Below are 15792 nucleotides of genomic sequence, written 5' to 3'. Positions count from 1 at the left end.
ATCGCAAGGACCCCCATGACGATCAAGACCCTCCTGCCCGGCGCGCTCGGATTCGGTACCGCACCGCTCGGCAACATGTTCCGGGCCATCCCCGAAGAAGAGGCGGCGGCCACCGTCGAAGCCGCCTGGGACCAGGGCATCCGCTACTTCGACACCGCGCCCTTCTACGGCGCGGGCCTGTCCGAGATCCGGCTCGGAGGCGTACTGGCCCAGCACCCGCGCGACGCGTACGTCCTGAGTACGAAGGTCGGCCGTATCATCCTCGACGAGACGGAGGACCCCGCCGCACGCGACCTCGGCGAGAAGGGGGGACTGTTCGAGCACGGCCGTCCGAACAGGATGGTCAACGACTACACCGCCGATGCCACCCTGCGCTCCATCGAGGGCAGTCTCAAGCGCCTCGGGACCGACCGTCTGGACGTCGTCTGGGTGCACGACGTCGCCCAGGACTTCTACGGGGACGAGTGGCTCGCCACCTACGAAACGGCACGCACCGGCGCTTTCCGTGTCCTGCAGCAGCTGCGTGACGAGGGGGTCATCAAGGCCTGGGGCCTGGGGGTCAACCGGGTCGAGCCCCTGGAGCTCACCCTCGACCTGGACGAGCCGAAGCCCGACGCCTTCCTCCTCGCCGGCCGCTACACCCTCCTCGACCACGAGCGGGCTCTGCAGCGTCTGCTGCCCGCCGCTGCCGCCCAGGGCGTCGACATCGTGGTCGGTGGCCCGTACAGCTCGGGAGTCCTTGCCGGAGGAACGCACTTCGAGTACCAGAAGGCGCCCGCGGAGATCGTCGACAGGGTCGGGCGCATCAAGGCGCTCGCCGAACGCCACGGGGTCGGCATCAAGGCCGCCGCGCTGCAGTTCTCCCTCGCTCATCCCGCGACCGCTGCCGCGATCCCCGGCGCGACGAAGCCCAGCCGTATCGCCGAGGACACCGCCGCTCTGGACGAGGCGATCCCGGCGGCGTTCTGGACGGACCTGCGCGAGGAGAAGCTCATAGCGCAGGACGCGCCCGTACCCACCGTCTGAAACCCCGACCGCCCCACACCCTCAGGAGGTTCACATGGCCACAACCACCGCATCCATCGAGATTTCCGTGTCGCCCGAACGTATCTGGCGGCTCATCGGCGGCTTCGGCTCGCTTCCGGACTGGCTGCCCTACATCCCCTCCAGCGAACTCAGCGAGGGCGGACGCGTGCGGACGCTCGGAAACGAGGACGGCGGGGTCATCGTCGAGCAGCTCGAAGCCTTCGACAACGAGGCCCGCACCTACAGTTACTCCATCCTGCGGGCCCCGTTCCCCGTGACCGGCTACCGCTCGACCCTCACGGTGCACGGTGTCCCCGGACAGGACGCCGCCCGGGTGGAATGGTCCGGCGTCTTCACCCCGGACGCCGTCGGTGAGGACGAGGCCGTCGCACTGTTCCAGGAGATCTACACGGACGGCCTCGCCGCACTGAACCGGACGCTCACCACGCGAACCGGCTGACAGCCGGCACGAGCGGGTTCAGCGCGCGGTGCCGACGCCTTCGAGCCGGGTACACTCCTCTCCCGGGCCGCGGACAGCGCAGGCCGAAGCTGTCCGCCGGGCCGCGGAAGGACACGCGACGAGTAGTCGGCAGGGACATGGCCGGGCTGCAGGAAGCATCCGGTGCCGTGGACGGGTCGAAGTCGTTCCCGGATGAGCGCCCGACCGCCTCCTCGATGCCCGAACTCGTACGGCAGTACGAGGTAGTGACCTCGGCGCTGTCAGCGCGTTGTACATGTCGTGCCCAAGCCCTCTCCCAGCTCGCCCCACGCCTCGGCCGCGCCGGTGGTGACGAGCACTCCGAAGCCTTTCCTCCTGTCAGCTGTACAGGGAGAGGCCGCCCGCAGTCTCCTGACCTATGTGGGTTCACTCCCCCTGAGCAGCAGTGATGCGCAGCTCCTCGCGGTGGTCGTCGCCATCCGGGCCGCCCGGGGCGGCGTCGGCAATCTCACCGGCCAGGATCTGAAGTCACTGCGCCTGGCCGACGCGGAGAGCGCCGTCACCGCCGTTGCCGCTCTGGGATGGCAGGTGGAGGGCGACCTGATCGGGGGCAACCCGGATACGCCCGTGGCCATCTCGGTGCCCGCTCTTGCCGGGACCTCGGATCGGCGGCTGCCCTTCGGCAAGGAGAAGAGGTCCCGGGTATCCGGGTGGACCACCCGCACCCTGGCCGCCAAGCCGGTCAGGAAGACGTCGTCCGCTGCGCGCCTGGCTGCACTGTTCCTGGCTGCCCACGGCCCCGCCGAACGCCATGGGATCCTGCCCGCCGACCTTCCCGACCTCTCCCGCGCGGCGCTGCCCGAGCTGCTCGCCAAGGGCTTCCTGCTGGAGCTGGACGGAAGCCGGTACCTTCTGGCCGACGCCGTGCGACACCTCTCGGGAATGCACGCTCCGTCAAACCCACCGCCCCCGCGCGACAGGGCCGCTGCGGAACCACTCAGCTGGGACGGGTGGAAGGCGCAGGCGAGCGTGGCGTTGCGCCGGCATGCCGAGGCTGTCGAGCACTGCCCGCGCTGCCACATGGCCACCGTGAGGGTGGCGGAGGCATTCATGCGCAAGGCCGTTCCCGCCCAGATCTCGGAGAGCGTGCGCGCCGCCTACGGCGTGTGGACGGATGCCCAGCCCGACCGCGGTCCCGGCGCAGCACAGTTCGCCGCGGCCTTCCGCGCGGAACACGGCCACGGCCCGTCCGTGAAGCAGCTGTGCGTGGGGATGGGCTGGGGGAAGCAGCCACGTGATCTGCGGATTCTCATCATCAGGCAGCTGATCGCCGATGAGTGGCTGACGAATACCGAGCCCGTGCCGTGGACCCTGCGCCCGGGCAGAGCAGCCCAGGCCTCTCGGGTGGGCACGGCGGGGCCGGACGCCACCGGGGCGCGCCGGACGTAGCGCCGCCCCCCGAGAGGTCCCTGCGCGCGGGTCACCCCGCGCCCCTTCGGTCACCCGAATCCGCAGGTCAGTCAGAAGGCCTCGGCAAGGACCCGCCCGGGACGGCTCGCCGACACGGATACCGCCGGACGCAGGACACGGTCCCCACGGTGACCGCCACCGGGCCGCCGGGCTGTTACCGTCCTCGCCCACCGAACCGGCACGGGCGCCCCCATTGCCGGCAGCACGACGAAGGAGTGGTGCACCCATGCGTGTCCTCTTGGTCGGAGCAGGAGGCGTGGGCACGGCGATCACCAGGATCGCGGCCCGTCGGCCGTTCTTCGAGCACATGACGGTCGCCGACTACGACCGCGAGAGGGCGGAAACCGCCGTCGCGGCGCTGGGGGAGAGCGGACACCGGTTCACCGCCGTCCGGCTGGACGCCGCGGACCCGGCAGCGGTGCGCGCCGCCCTCGGCGAACACCGCTGCGATGTGCTGCTCAACGCCACCGACCCCCGATTCGTGCTGCCCCTGTTCGAGGCGGCGCTCGCTCACGGGGCGCACTACCTCGACATGGCGATGTCCCTTTCCCGGCCGCACCCGGACCGTCCGTACGAGATGTGCGGCGTCAAGCTCGGTGACGCCCAGTTCGAACGGGCTGCGGCGTGGGAGAAGTCCGGCCGCCTCGCCCTGGTGGGTATGGGTGTGGAGCCCGGTCTCTCGGACGTGTTCGCCCGGTACGCCTCCGACGAACTCTTCGACGAGATCGAGGAGATCGGCATCCGCGACGGAGCCGATCTGGTGGTGGAGGGTTACGACTTCGCCCCGTCGTTCAGCATCTGGACGACCATCGAGGAGTGCCTGAACCCTCCGGTCGTGTACGAGGAGGGGCGCGGCTGGTTCACCACCGCGCCCTTCAGCGAGCCGGAACTCTTCGACTTCCCCGAAGGTATCGGGCCGGTCGAGTGCGTCAATGTCGAGCACGAGGAGGTGCTTCTCGTACCGCGCTGGCTGAAGGCCCGGCGGGTCACGTTCAAATACGGCCTGGGCAACGAGTTCATCGGGGTGCTCCGGGCGCTCCACCAGCTGGGCCTCGACCGTACGGACCCTGTTCGCGTGAACAGCGACAAGGGCGAGGTGCAGGTGTCCCCCCGTGACGTCGTTGCCGCCTGTCTTCCCGACCCGGCCGGCCTCGGCGAGCGGATGCACGGAAAGACGTGTGCGGGCACGTGGGTGAAGGGCACCAAGGACGGGCGGCCCAGAGAGGTCTACCTGTACCACGTGGTCGACAACCAGTGGTCCATGCGGGAGTACGACTCGCAGGCAGTGGTCTGGCAGACCGCTATCAACCCCGTCGCCGCCCTCGAGCTCATCGCGCGCGGCACCTGGCGCGGAAGCGGGGTGCTCGGCCCGGAGGCCATGCCTCCCCGGCCGTTCCTCGATCTGCTGACGGAGTACGGCGCACCGTGGGGCATGCGCGAACAGTGACAGCCGTGCCCGCTGTGCCCCCGTACGGCGGTGTCATGCCCCGCCTGGCATGCGCACCCGACGGTGCCCAAATAGCATGAAGGGGGCATATTCGCCCTTCTCTTCAGGTCGTGACGGAGCGAGGGAGCATGGCAGAGGACCTGGCCGAACCAGCACCGCAGGCGACCTTGAAGCCGAACGCGATCGGCTTCGTCGACGCGCTGGTCATCGGTCTGAACGCCACCTCCCCGGCGTACTCCGTGGCGGCCGTCATCGGGCCGATCGTGGCACTCGTCGGTATCTACGCCCCCGGAGTCCTCTTCGCCTCATTCGTGCCGATGCTGTTGATCGCTTCGGCGTTCTACTACCTCAACAAGGTGGACCAGGACTGCGGTACCACGTTCTCGTGGGTGACCCGCGCGATGGGGCCGTGGACCGGGTGGCTCGGTGGCTGGGCCATCGCGATGACCGGGGTTCTGGTGGTCGGGTCGCTGGCGGACGTCGCCGTCAGCTTCGCGCTGCTGGCCTTCGGCCTCGACAGCTGGGTCGAGAACGATTTCGTGCGCCAGCTTCTCACCGTGCTTCTGATCCTGGTCATGACGGGCCTGTGCGTCATCGGCACAGAGCTCTCGGCCAAGGTCCAGAACGTTCTCATCCTGGCGCAGGTGGCCTTCCTGCTGGTCTTCGTGATCGTGGCGCTCTATCGCGTCTACGCGGGTACGACGTCGTTCGATTCCATCAAACCCTCGGCCGAGTGGCTCAACCCCTTCGGGGCGGGCGGCGCGGCGCTCACAAGTGGTCTGCTGCTGGGCGTCTTCATCTACTGGGGCTGGGAGTCGGCCGTCAATCTGACCGAAGAAGTCGAGGACTCCGCCACTGCTCCCGGCAAGGCCGGTGTGTGGTCGACCGTCATTCTGCTGGTGACCTACCTGTCCGTCGGGTTCGCTGTCGTCGGCTTCGCCGGAACGGCATACCTCGCCGACAACGCGGACGAGGAGGAGTTCATCTTCGCTCTGCTCGCCGGTGAAGTGATGGGCGGCTGGGACTGGATCGTGCTGCTCGCGGTCGCGACGTCCGCACTGGCCTCGACCCAGACCACCATCATTCCCGCGTCGCGTACGGCGCTGTCGATGGCCCGCCGCCACGCGCTGCCGGCGCACTTCGCGCGTATCCACCCCCGGTTCCGGACCCCCGATGTGAGCACCTGGTGGGTGGCCGGCATCGCCATCGCCTGGTACCTCGTCGTCAACCGGATCAGTGAGAACGCCCTCTTCGACTCACTGACTGCCCTGTCCCTGCTGATCGCCTTCTACTACGCGCTCACGGGTGTGGCCTGCGTGATCTACTACCGCCGCCAGCTGACCAAGAGCGTCCGCAACTTCCTGCTCATCGGCCTCGGCCCGCTGATCGGCGCGGGCCTGCTGACCTGGCTGCTCGTGCGCTCGGTGATCGACATGGCGGACCCGGCGAACTCCTACACCGGAGCCTCCTGGTTCGGGCTCGGCCCGCCGCTGGTCATCGGCATCGGTATCAGCGTCGTGGGTGTGTTGATCATGGTCGTGTGGCGACTCAGGTCGGCCGCCTTCTGGGCCGAGCGGCGGAGTGTGGTCGACCCGGACCTTGTGCACGGTAAGGAGTCCTGAGATGTCGGTGGTCCTCGGGTACGACGAGTCACCCGGTGCCGCACGCGCTCTGCGCATCGCGATCGAGGTGGCCTCGGCGTTCGGCGAGCGGCTCATCCTGGTCTACGGAGCCGCGCCCCCGGGTCCGACCGGCGAGGAGTACAGGGCCCACTACGAAGCCATCCGTCAGGCGGGGCGCGCAGGACTGGAGCATGCCGTCACAGCCGCCGACGAGGCCGGCGTACCTGCCGCCGTCGAGGTCATCGACAAGAACCCGGCCCAGGCGCTGATCGACGCCGCCTCACGCCACGGCGCGCGCGTCATCGTCGTGGGCAGCTGGGGCGAGAGCCCCATGCGAGGCGCTCTGCTCGGCTCGACCCCGCACAAGCTCCTGCACCTGTCGACCGTACCGGTGCTCTGTGTGCCGACCGAGGGATGAGCCGTTTTTGGCGGGGAGCGTCCTGCGACGTCCCTCCGCCTTGCGATGCACCGCATCTGACGCCGTGCGCTGATCCACCAGGGATTACGGGACAGCCCTCAGGGAAGGGTGGGATCGGCAGCGCCATCGGTGCGCTGACGTCTGTAGTGGCGTGCCGCGCGGGCACGGTTCCCGCAGGACGGCTTGCACCATTCCTGCCGCCCGTGGCTCTTGACGAAGTAGCGCACGCAACGGGGTGCGGTACAGGCCCGGAGCTCCAGGTGCTGGGGGCCGCTCAGGAAGTCGATGGCGGCACGGGCGAGTTCCGCCACAAGCCGGACGTGCGGATCGTTCTCCGCCGACAGCAGCCGGACCGCGGGGGCTCCTTCGAGCGGCCAGTCGAGCTGCGGGGTGACCGGTTCCCGGGCGGCGGCCGCATTGAGGCGGGCGATTGCTTCGTCGGCAGGCATCAGTCGATGTGCATCCGCCGGGCTGGGGGGAGCCGGGCTGACCACGCGGGCGAACAGGGCTCGGACTGCCCGTCGCAGCTCGATGATCGCGAGCCTGAGGTTCTCATCCGCCACGTGTTCGCCGGACGGGGCGGGGTCGCCGAGCCGGTCGCCCTGGTGGTGAATCCAGAGGGTTGTCTCCCGGGCCGTGGCGAGGTCGTCGGCGACGCCGCCGTCTCCGTCGTGGCGAATCGTGCTCGCCAGTTCCAATGCCAGCCAGCGCTCCATGAGGTGCCCCTCCCTTTCTGCGACCGGTCGACAACCACTTGATCACATCTCTGTGTGCCCCCTAGAGTACCTAACGGCAAAACGAAATTAGCCGTTAGGTGTGAGGGTGACGACACCGCTCCCGGCACAGGTCGACGGCCCGTGAACACCCCCGGAGAAGAAAGAGGAACGATGACGCTGCTTGCCCACATCAGTGACCTGCACCTGGACGGCAGCGAGAGGGCGACCCGACGTGCCACCCGCGTCATGGACTACCTGCGCGCCCTGCCGCACCCGGTCGACGCTCTCCTGGTCACCGGGGACATCGCCGATCACGGCGATGAGGCCGAATACGAGGAGGCGAAGGGCATCCTGACCGCCTCCTTCCCGGTACTCACCTGCCCCGGCAACCACGACGCGCGCCCGGCCTACCGCAAGGCCCTGCTCGGAGAGGCGCCCGAGCGCGGCCCCGTCAACCAGGTCCACCACATCAGCGGTACCACGATCCTGATGTGCGACTCCACCATCCCGGGCCGTGACGAGGGACGCCTCGACGCCCAAACGCTGGCCTGGATCGACGCCACTCTCCATGCGCTGCCGCAGGGGGCCCCGGCGCTGATCGCCTTCCACCAGCCGCCGGTCGACCTCCATCACCCGCTCCCCGACTCCGCCAAGCTCGAACAGCCCGGGGAACTGGCCGACTTGCTCAGCCGGCACCCGCAGGTCGCCGCTGTTCTCACCGGCCATGCGCACACCGCGGCTGCCTCGACCTTCGCCGGGCGTCCTTTGATCGTCGGCCCGGCGGTCACCTGGACCCTGCGCATGCCCTGGGAAGGAAGCGCACCCGCGGACCGCGAGCAGCCACCCGGACTCGCCTTCCATGTCCTCGACGACCAGGCACGGCTGACCACGCACTTCCGCGTTGTGCTCCGAGGCCTTGGCGGGACGTGATCGGCGGGCGGGGTGGTGGGCAGGGCTCGACCGGCGGTCACCGCGGGCCTGAGGATCAGTTCGGCCCGGCTTGCCTACCTCTCGGCCCCGTACGTCCCGTACTCCGGAAGCCCTGTCGACTCGTACACGTGAATCGCCAGTCCGCCCGGTGTTGTCTCATTGCTCAGGAGCCGCAGGCCGGCCGGGGCACCGCCGTCCGGGAACAGTCGGCGACCCCTGCCCACGACCACCGGGGCAATCACGAGGCGCAGTTCGTCGATCAGCCCGGCGGCCAGCAGGGACTGGGCCAGATGGGCGCTGCCGTGGATCTGCAGCTCGCGGCCGGACTGCCGTTTCAGCTCGGCGACCTGGGCGGGGATGTCGCCGGACAGGATCGTGGTCGGGTCCCACCCGGCCTTGGCCAGGCTGTGGGAGGCGACGTACTTCGGCAGGCCGTTCAAGATGCCGGCGAACGGGTGCTCGGTCATCTTCGGCCAGTCCCGTGCGAAGTTCAGGTAGGTACGGCGGCCGAACAGGAACGCGTCCGCCGTGCCGAGCCAGGTACCGGCCTGTCGTTCGAACTCCTCGTCCATGTGCGGCACGAACCAGCCGCCCTGGGTGAACCCGTCACTGGTGTCCTCGTCCGGGGACCCCGGGCCCTGGGAGACGCCGTCCAGCGACAGGAACTCCTGCAGTACCAATCTCATCGCGCACCACTCTCTCTTGGGTACCGGACGCGTCTGTCCCGTCCCCCTGAGACACCGTGCCGTCCGAAAACTCATCGGTCCGAGCACCTGCGATTCCGGGCTCCCCCTTACGGAACCAGAGGACGGAGGTTTTCGCTGTCGTGCAGGCGGTCGGCCGTCCCGTGCCGGTACGGGACGACGGTCTCTTCGTTGCTGCGCCGGCCCCTGGTGTCCGGACGCATGGACAGCCGGCCCGGACGCTGAGCCATGGCCGCTCGGGCCCCACCGGGACACGCTGTCGTCATGACACAGAACGAGAAGAAGACGCCCGTCGACGTGCTGGTGACCGGTGGCACCGGCAAGACCGGCCGCAGGGTCGTGGCCCGCCTCCGCGAACAGGGCGTGCGGACACGCGAGGCCTCGCGCTCCGGGAAGATCCGGTTCGACTGGGCGGACCGGAATACCTGGAAGGCCGCTCTGGAGGGGGTCACCGCCGCCTATATCGTTCCGCTGGACGCATCGCCCTCTCCGACGCCCGCCTTCGTCGAGCAGGCAGTCGCGTGCGGGGTGGAGCGTCTGGTGCTGCTCTCCGCCCGGGGTGTCGACGTGCCCGGCTACTTCGGCGCCTCCTACGAGGGCGAAGGGCCGCACACGGAGGGCGAGGCGGCCGTGCGGGCCTCCGGGGTGGACTGGACGGTCCTGCGGCCCGGCTGGTTCGCCCAGAACTTCAGTGAGGGAGTCTTCCTCGACGGCGTGACAGGCGGCGAACTCGCGCTGCCCGTCGGCGACGGAGCCGCCGCGTTCGTCGACGCGGACGACATCGCGGCGGTGGCCGTCGCAGCTCTCACCGAAGACGGCCACAAGGGCGAGGTGTACGAGCTGTCGGGGCCCCGGGCACTCGGCATCGCCGATGTGCTCGACGACATCGCACGGGCGACGGGTCGACGTGCCTCCTACGTCGATGTGGACGATTCGGCGTTCAGGGCAGGGCTGGTGGCCCAAGGAATGCCGGAGGCCGAGGCCGCGCTCTGGGCCGATGCACTGATGCCGATCCGCACAGGCAGGGAGGCCCAGGTCGCCGACGGGGTGCGGCGGGCGCTCGGCCGGGCACCCCGTGACTTCGCCGACTTCGTCCGGGACGCGGCAGCCGAGGGGGCCTGGCGTTGAGCCACGGAGTTCGAGGGGGCGTACGGGTGAAGCGATGCCCGTACGTCCTTCACCGGTTCAGCCTGTCCGGGCGGCTGCCTCCAGACGGTACGTGCTCGGACTCTCGCCCCGAAGCCGTTTGAACGCCGCGCTGAAGCCGAACGCGTCCGCGTACCCGACCCGGCGTGCGATCGCCGCCACCGTCAGCTCCGGGCGGCTCAGCAGATCGGCGGCGAGGGTCATCCGCCACTCCGTCAGATACGCAACCGGGGCCTCTCCGACGAGCTCGGTGAACCGTTTGGCAAGAGTCGTGCGCGAGACTCCGGACCGGGCGGCCAGGCCCGCCGTCGTCCAGGGGTGCGCCCGGTCCTCGTGTATCGCCTGCAGCGCGGGGCCCGCCACCTCGTCCCCGAGCGCCCGGTACCACCCCGGCGGCTCGGCCTCGGGGCGGTCGAACCAGTCCCGGAGGGTGCACACCAGCAGCCAGTCCAACAACCGGTCGAGCACGATCTGGCGGCCCGGACGCGCCCCGGCTATCTGCACCTCCAAGTAGTCCCGCATCGCCGTGCAGTCATGGTCGTCCGGTACGACGAGAGCCGGGGGCAGGACCCGGAGCAGCCGTCGCGGCACCTGGGCCTGCACGTCTTATGCGGCGGCCAACAGGACGGTGGGCCCGGTGAGTTCGTGATCCGGGTCGTGCCCCTCTCCCGTCCCTTCGCTCCAGCGAACCTCCCGTACGTCCGCTCCCGAATCCGTGGCGATGTCGTCGGTGAAGGAGAACGGCGCGGGTCCCCGGACGATTGCGGCCTCACCGAGTCCCACATGTCGCGGCTCACCGCTCTCCGGCACGATCCACCCGGCACCCCGCAGCGGCACACAGAGAGTCAGATACGCCCCGTCGGTGAACCGTAACGACCATGGTGGCCACAGCATCGACCGGCCGAACATCGCACCCCGGCCCCGCACACTCCGCAACAACTCGTCGAACACATCCATGGCGCAACGATATGCAGCCTGCCGCACCGGCACGGACGATCGCCTATGGGCCGCGGACGGGTGGCTATGGTCCGGCCGCCGCAGCCGCGATGGACTTGCCCCATGACGCATACGAAGAATGCTCATCCAGTGCAGCGGCCGGCAACCGGCACGCACACGGTCCCCGCCGACATCCTCGTCCTCGGGGCCACCGGCAAGACCGGCCGTCGTGTCGCAGCCCGTCTGCGCGAGGCCGGTACGAGGCGGGTGCGGGCAGCCTCCCGTAGCGGCGAGGTCAGGTTCGACTGGTCCCTGCCCAACACCTGGGAGCCTGTGCTGGCAGGGGCGGAGGGCGTCTATCTCGTGGCGCCCGACGACCCGGGCCCGGTGCGGCCGTTCGTGACGCAGGCCGCTGCGGCGGGAGTGCGTCGCTTTGTGGCCCTGTCGGGCCACGGCATCGACAAGGGGCCCGGGGGCGACTTCGGCGCGGGCATGCTGGCGGGAGAGGCGGCGGTCCGGTCATCAGGCGCGGAGTGGACGGTCCTCAGGCCGAACAACTTCTTCCAGAACTTCGACGAGGACCTGTGGCTGGGTCCGCTGCGTGCCGGTCGGCTGGGCCTGCCCATCGGGGACGTGCTCGAACCGTTCGTCGACGCCGACGACGTGGCCGAAGTGGCGGCAGCCGTCCTCACCCGCGGTGGCCACGCGGGCCGCGTCTACGAATTGTCCGGCCCCCGCGCGCTCACCTTCGCCGACGCCACGGAGACGATCGCCCGCGCGGCCGGCCGCGTCATCCGCTACGTGGAACTGACCCCTGCCGCCTATCGTGCCGAACTCCTCGCGGAGGGCTGGCCGGAGGCGGCAGCGGACGCGCTCGGCGCCATGTTCGCCCTGCACCGTGCCGGCCATGCGGCGGACGTCGGCGACGGCGTCCAGCAGGTACTGCACCGTGCTCCGGCGGACCTCGAGCCCTGGGCGCGTCGTATCGCGGCCAGGACGACGTGGGCGGCGGTCTGAGTTCGGGACGGTCGGCCCGGGCGCGCTCGATGGCATGCGCCTCCTCCCGCAAGCCTGCGGGCCGGCCTCCTCGGCCCTCGTCGTGACGGCTTCCTTCCCGACGGCCTCCGCGCCCCGCCGCAGACGTCGCTCAGGCGGCAGGCACCGAGAACAGCAGACAGCTGCTGGTCGCATGGGCGAGCAGACGGTCCCCGGCGTCGAGCAGCTGTGCCTCGGCGAGCGCCGTGCGCCGGCCGCTGCTCACGACTCGGCCCACGGCCCGGACTCTGCCGGTCTCGACGGTGATCGGGCGAAGGAACTTCACGGTCAGATCCAGGGAGGTGTATCCGGTGCCGCGCGGCAGCGTGGACTGGACGGCGCATCCGGCCGCGGAGTCGAGCAAGGTCGCGAAGATGCCGCCGTGCACGCTGCCGATGGGGTTGTAGTGCTCTTCTCCCGGAAGCAGTGAGAACACGGCGCGTCCGTGCTCGACCTCGTCGAGGGTGAAGTCCACGGTCGCCCCGACCGGGGGTCCGGGGAGGTGGCCGGCCGCAATGTCACGGAGGAACTCCAGGCCGGTGCCCCGGCCGACGGCGGCTGCCGTGACGGCCGGATCCTGCCATTCGTATGTGCGCGATCGCCCCACGATGCTGCTCCCCATTCGCTGACTTTGTCAGATGAAGCTAGCTAGGTCCGCAGCTGACTGTCAATAATGAAGTCAGCGGTCTATCATCGCCGGATGGAGTGGCTGGAGACGAGTACGGAGAACTGCCCGGTCCAGCGCACGCTCGACGCTGTCGGCGAGAAGTGGACGCTGCTGATCCTGCGTGACGCAGCCAACGGCGTCCGGCGCTTCGACGACTTCCGCCGTCATGTGGGGTTGTCGGAGGCAGTCCTCGCGGACCGGCTGCGCAAACTGACGGCTGCCGGGATCATGCGCACGGTCCCGTATCAGGAACCGGGCCGGCGCACCCGGCAGGAGTACCGCCTGACCCGGAAGGGCTGGGATCTGTGGCCCGTCCTGGTGGCCCTGCGGCAGTGGGGTGAGACGTACGCCGGGGACCCCGAGGGGCCGGTGCTGGACCTTCGCCACGCCGCGTGCGGTGCCCCGGTGCGTGCGGTGGTCGAGTGCTCTGCCGAGCACCTGGTCCTTGCCCCGTCCGAAGTCGAGGCCACATCAGGCCCCGCCGCGAGGCCTTCGCCGCCGGGCGCAGCGACGAGCGCCCAGCGGGAAGGGGGGAGGCAACACGGTGAGACGGCGTATGGCGTGTCATCGATCGTTGTCTAGTGGTGTGACCACATAGGTTCGCCGGTTTGGATGACGTTCGTCCAACGCGCGGGCATCGGTGGTCTGCTAACTCAGTCTTCGCAGGGTTCGACGGGGCCAGTTGCTTGAGCGCGTGAATCCTTGCGTTCGGCAACCATGAAGAGAACCGCAGTGGCGGCGATGAAGCCGAAGCCGACGTTCATGCAGACCACGACGGTCTCGTAGGAGGCGTCAGCGATCCGCGGGATGCCGTTGAGGAGCATCAGGGCGTAACCGCACAGGAGTCCGTAGGCGCGAAGCCGCATCCCGGCCCGCCGCTTGCGACTCCACCGCGGTGTCCACCCTGCCAGCATCGCCACCGACACCGGCAGCACGAATGCCGCCGACACGGCCAAGGCGATCCAGTGGTACAGCGGATTGCCGTTCACAGCGCCCCCTTTCATAGCGGTCGTCAGCCTGGAGAGCGTTGACGACGCCCGTCGATGCCGGACGCCGCGAGCTTCCGGTAAACCTCTCCGATCAGAGCGCTAGGTGATGCTTCGCAGCCGCCGGACGCGCAGCACGCCGGTCAGCATCGGGAGAGTGAACTCGCCGCGAGCGGTCTCCGGACTACTCGCGAGAAATGCGCGGATCCGGCCCAGCGTGGCCTCTTGTTCCTGTTCCGGCATGACCAGCACCCCCGCGCGCGTCGCGATGGTCGCGACAAGAGAGTCGGCGGTGCGGCGCTGCCCGTGCGGGAACTCGGCCTGCTCCGGCGACCCGAACCGGGCGGTCGCACCAGTCTTTGGAAGGTGCATGTTGGCCGTCTCGGCGCGCCAGCTGGTGGGCGTGTCGCGCGGGCCGATGGCCGCGCTCCCGCTGACCCGCGCGAGCCCGGCAACCCACTCGAGCCGGTCGTCCATGACGTTCCACAGGCCGGCCAGGATGCCGCTGGGTGCGAGGACCCGGGCGATCTCGGGTCCCGCGAGGTCCATGTCGAACCAATGCATGGCGTTGCCGGCCAGCACGGCATCGACGGACGCGTCCGGCAGCGGTATCGCCTCGGCACTTGCCGACAGGGCACGGACGGTGGGCAGTGCGCGGCGCAACTCGGTCAGCATCGCCGGGTCGGGCTCGACTGCAATGACTTCGGTACCCAGCGCGACCAGCGTGGCGGTGAGCTTGCCGGTCCCGGCGCCGAGGTCGAGCACGCGCGGGCCGGGCGCGGGCTCGAGCGCCCACCGCACCGCGGTCTGCGCGTAGTCCGGTCGGTGCTCGGCGTACGAGGCTGCCGCTGCGCCGAACGACGAGGCGTGCAGCAGCCGTTCATCCTGGTCCACACGGTGACGCTATCGGTGCTGCCGGAGGTCGGCTACCCCGCCCTCGCCACTTCGGCGACGGCCACCGTGTGGGCACGGCTGCGGCCACCGTGTGGGCACCGTGAGTTGTGTGGACGTACCAGAGGTGGACGCGCGTCCCGTGTCGGATCTCGACTGGGTGGGGAGCGCCCGAAGGCGTTCTGACCTGCCCCGATCACCGCATCCTCGGCCTCCCCCGAAGGTGGAAGGCGACTGGTCACTCCCTACGCGTACCACCCGCCACGGACACTGCCTGCAGAGGCGAGGTGTCGTTCCGAAACGGGCAGTTGGGGAAGTCGCACGTGAGCATTGGCTGAGCAGGGTCACCTTCTCGTACCGGGCGGTGTGCATCCCGACGGCTGTGCCCTGTCCGCTGAACTTGTCCGTGCAGGGCTTCGACTCGATGTCCCCCCGCCGTGCCGACCGGCCCATGGTCTCGGAGCCGTACAGCGTTGGGTTCTTCCTCTGACGGAGCCTCAACTACCGTGAACTGTATGGAGAATGTGCACCCACACCTGATCGAATGTTCCGCCGAAGCCGCCGTAGTCGCCCGAGGAGTCGGCGCCCAGCAGTTGACCGGCACCACCCCCTGTGGTGCGTGGGACGTCCGCTCCCTGGCCAATCACCTCGTCGCCTACACCTCTCACGGGTTCGAATACCGGGCACGGCGCGAGCCGTTCCCGGACGAACTCGCAGCACGGGACTTCACCGCGGAGCCTGACTGGGCGGCCGACTACGCCGTCCAGCTCGACAGCGCCGTCGCTGCATGGGCCGAACCCGCCGTGTGGGAGGGCGAGGTCGACCTGGGCTTCGCCGGTATGCCGGCGCGCGCGATGGCCGCAGTGACCCTCATGGAGCTGGCTGTCCACGGCTGGGACCTTGCCACCGCCACCGGCCAGCAGTTCCGGATGTCCGATGCCGCCGCCCGGCTGGTACTCGACACTGTCGAAAACCATGTGGTGGTCTACCGCCTGCACGATGCCTTCGGCGACGCGGTGGTGCCGGACGCCGGTGCGAACATCTTCCATCGCGCGCTGATGCTCAGCGGACGGGATCCGAACTGGGCGGCCTGAGAGAGCGCCGAGCCCCGCTCGCACCGCCGGTGCACATGGAGGCGGGACTCCCGCTCAGCATCGGCGCCTTGCGGGCGGCTTCCGATCACTTGACGCGGCAGGTCCGCACACAACTGCTCCAGCAATGCCTGCGGGCTTTCCTCACTCTGCAGGGCAACCCGCGCTGTCGACGGATGGAAGCGTCCTGGACGGTCACGGGCTTCGGCGGCCTGTCAGTGGTGGCCAGTAGGTTCAGTCGTGTCCCGCCGCCGCGGCGCGGACTCCC

Annotated in this window: 15 protein-coding genes and 2 pseudogenes; 11 read left to right on the top strand and 6 right to left on the bottom strand. The window is 69.6% G+C overall.

From position 1 onward, the window contains the following. Positions 1 to 15 precede the first annotated feature (15 nt). From ACFWBQ_RS12170 to ACFWBQ_RS12145, 6 genes are all read left to right on the top strand, one after another. Complete coding sequence (locus ACFWBQ_RS12170; RefSeq protein WP_385486826.1) at positions 16 to 1026, top strand: aldo/keto reductase; 1011 nt, start codon at positions 16 to 18, stop codon at positions 1024 to 1026. Positions 1027 to 1060: 34 nt separating this feature from the next. Continuing rightward, the gene (locus ACFWBQ_RS12165; RefSeq protein ID WP_385486824.1) at positions 1061 to 1486 is read left to right on the top strand and encodes an SRPBCC family protein; all 426 of its coding nucleotides are present in this window, start codon (positions 1061 to 1063) and stop codon (positions 1484 to 1486) included. 399 nt (positions 1487 to 1885) lie between these two features. Next, the gene (locus ACFWBQ_RS12160) at positions 1886 to 2914 is read left to right on the top strand and encodes a hypothetical protein (RefSeq protein ID WP_385486822.1); all 1029 of its coding nucleotides are present in this window, start codon (positions 1886 to 1888) and stop codon (positions 2912 to 2914) included. 247 nt (positions 2915 to 3161) lie between these two features. Then, the gene (locus ACFWBQ_RS12155; RefSeq protein WP_385486820.1) at positions 3162 to 4382 is read left to right on the top strand and encodes a saccharopine dehydrogenase family protein; all 1221 of its coding nucleotides are present in this window, start codon (positions 3162 to 3164) and stop codon (positions 4380 to 4382) included. Between the two features lie 128 nt (positions 4383 to 4510). Continuing rightward, positions 4511 to 6004 carry an APC family permease gene (locus ACFWBQ_RS12150; RefSeq protein ID WP_385486818.1) on the top strand — a complete coding sequence of 498 codons (1494 nt, stop codon included), beginning with the start codon at positions 4511 to 4513 and terminating at the stop codon, positions 6002 to 6004. A 1-nt stretch (position 6005) separates the two neighbouring features. Then, positions 6006 to 6422 carry a universal stress protein gene (locus ACFWBQ_RS12145; protein ID WP_385486816.1) on the top strand — a complete coding sequence of 139 codons (417 nt, stop codon included), beginning with the start codon at positions 6006 to 6008 and terminating at the stop codon, positions 6420 to 6422. A gap of 98 nt (positions 6423 to 6520) precedes the next feature. Here the strand turns inward: ACFWBQ_RS12145 and ACFWBQ_RS12140 are convergent, their stop codons facing one another. Beyond that, positions 6521 to 7138 carry a CGNR zinc finger domain-containing protein gene (locus tag ACFWBQ_RS12140; protein ID WP_385486814.1) on the bottom strand — a complete coding sequence of 206 codons (618 nt, stop codon included), beginning with the start codon at positions 7136 to 7138 and terminating at the stop codon, positions 6521 to 6523. Between the two features lie 171 nt (positions 7139 to 7309). Between ACFWBQ_RS12140 and ACFWBQ_RS12135 the strand changes: the two genes are divergently transcribed. After that, on the top strand, positions 7310 to 8068 hold the full coding sequence (locus ACFWBQ_RS12135; RefSeq protein ID WP_385486812.1) for a metallophosphoesterase: 759 nt from the start codon (positions 7310 to 7312) through the stop codon (positions 8066 to 8068). Positions 8069 to 8142: 74 nt separating this feature from the next. Here ACFWBQ_RS12135 and ACFWBQ_RS12130 read toward each other — a convergent pair whose 3' ends face one another. After that, positions 8143 to 8754 carry a dihydrofolate reductase family protein gene (locus ACFWBQ_RS12130; RefSeq protein WP_385486810.1) on the bottom strand — a complete coding sequence of 204 codons (612 nt, stop codon included), beginning with the start codon at positions 8752 to 8754 and terminating at the stop codon, positions 8143 to 8145. A 282-nt stretch (positions 8755 to 9036) separates the two neighbouring features. On the opposite strand from ACFWBQ_RS12130, the gene ACFWBQ_RS12125 reads away from it, so the two are divergent. Then, positions 9037 to 9900 (top strand): NAD(P)H-binding protein, encoded by an 864-nt coding sequence (locus tag ACFWBQ_RS12125; protein ID WP_385486808.1) that lies wholly within the window; start codon positions 9037 to 9039, stop codon positions 9898 to 9900. Between the two features lie 57 nt (positions 9901 to 9957). Here the strand turns inward: ACFWBQ_RS12125 and ACFWBQ_RS12120 are convergent. Continuing rightward, a pseudogene (locus tag ACFWBQ_RS12120) lies at positions 9958 to 10875 on the bottom strand (AraC family transcriptional regulator). Between the two features lie 102 nt (positions 10876 to 10977). Here ACFWBQ_RS12120 and ACFWBQ_RS12115 point away from each other — a divergent pair. Further along, positions 10978 to 11871 carry an NAD(P)H-binding protein gene (locus tag ACFWBQ_RS12115; protein ID WP_385486806.1) on the top strand — a complete coding sequence of 298 codons (894 nt, stop codon included), beginning with the start codon at positions 10978 to 10980 and terminating at the stop codon, positions 11869 to 11871. A 130-nt stretch (positions 11872 to 12001) separates the two neighbouring features. Here the strand turns inward: ACFWBQ_RS12115 and ACFWBQ_RS12110 are convergent, their stop codons facing one another. After that, positions 12002 to 12496 carry a PaaI family thioesterase gene (locus tag ACFWBQ_RS12110; protein ID WP_385487183.1) on the bottom strand — a complete coding sequence of 165 codons (495 nt, stop codon included), beginning with the start codon at positions 12494 to 12496 and terminating at the stop codon, positions 12002 to 12004. A 93-nt stretch (positions 12497 to 12589) separates the two neighbouring features. Here ACFWBQ_RS12110 and ACFWBQ_RS12105 point away from each other — a divergent pair. Further along, positions 12590 to 13048: pseudogene (locus ACFWBQ_RS12105) on the top strand (winged helix-turn-helix transcriptional regulator); the annotation flags it as partial. A 161-nt stretch (positions 13049 to 13209) separates the two neighbouring features. Here ACFWBQ_RS12105 and ACFWBQ_RS12100 read toward each other — a convergent pair. Beyond that, positions 13210 to 13545 carry a hypothetical protein gene (locus ACFWBQ_RS12100; protein ID WP_385486804.1) on the bottom strand — a complete coding sequence of 112 codons (336 nt, stop codon included), beginning with the start codon at positions 13543 to 13545 and terminating at the stop codon, positions 13210 to 13212. 99 nt (positions 13546 to 13644) lie between these two features. Continuing rightward, complete coding sequence (locus ACFWBQ_RS12095) at positions 13645 to 14436, bottom strand: class I SAM-dependent methyltransferase (RefSeq protein WP_385486802.1); 792 nt, start codon at positions 14434 to 14436, stop codon at positions 13645 to 13647. Between the two features lie 512 nt (positions 14437 to 14948). Here ACFWBQ_RS12095 and ACFWBQ_RS12090 point away from each other — a divergent pair. Next, entirely contained in the window at positions 14949 to 15527 is a 579-nt protein-coding gene (locus tag ACFWBQ_RS12090) for a TIGR03086 family metal-binding protein (protein ID WP_385486800.1), read from the top strand. The last annotated feature ends 265 nt before the right edge of the window (positions 15528 to 15792 follow it).

The organism is Streptomyces sp. NPDC060035 (genome assembly GCF_042736635.1).
Classification (GTDB): Bacteria; Actinomycetota; Actinomycetes; order Streptomycetales; family Streptomycetaceae; genus Streptomyces.
This window is presented reverse-complemented; position numbering and strand designations above follow the sequence as displayed.

Coding starts and splice junctions, on each gene's coding strand:
- ACFWBQ_RS12170 (WP_385486826.1), top strand. CDS start 16: ATGACGATCAAGACCCTCCTGCCCGGCGCGCTCGGATTCGGTACCGCA.
- ACFWBQ_RS12145 (WP_385486816.1), top strand. CDS start 6,006: ATGTCGGTGGTCCTCGGGTACGACGAGTCACCCGGTGCCGCACGCGCT.
- ACFWBQ_RS12130 (WP_385486810.1), bottom strand. CDS start 8,754: ATGAGATTGGTACTGCAGGAGTTCCTGTCGCTGGACGGCGTCTCCCAG.
- ACFWBQ_RS12115 (WP_385486806.1), top strand. CDS start 10,978: ATGACGCATACGAAGAATGCTCATCCAGTGCAGCGGCCGGCAACCGGC.
- ACFWBQ_RS12150 (WP_385486818.1), top strand. CDS start 4,511: ATGGCAGAGGACCTGGCCGAACCAGCACCGCAGGCGACCTTGAAGCCG.
- ACFWBQ_RS12140 (WP_385486814.1), bottom strand. CDS start 7,138: ATGGAGCGCTGGCTGGCATTGGAACTGGCGAGCACGATTCGCCACGAC.
- ACFWBQ_RS12155 (WP_385486820.1), top strand. CDS start 3,162: ATGCGTGTCCTCTTGGTCGGAGCAGGAGGCGTGGGCACGGCGATCACC.
- ACFWBQ_RS12125 (WP_385486808.1), top strand. CDS start 9,037: ATGACACAGAACGAGAAGAAGACGCCCGTCGACGTGCTGGTGACCGGT.
- ACFWBQ_RS12090 (WP_385486800.1), top strand. CDS start 14,949: ATGGAGAATGTGCACCCACACCTGATCGAATGTTCCGCCGAAGCCGCC.
- ACFWBQ_RS12135 (WP_385486812.1), top strand. CDS start 7,310: ATGACGCTGCTTGCCCACATCAGTGACCTGCACCTGGACGGCAGCGAG.
- ACFWBQ_RS12165 (WP_385486824.1), top strand. CDS start 1,061: ATGGCCACAACCACCGCATCCATCGAGATTTCCGTGTCGCCCGAACGT.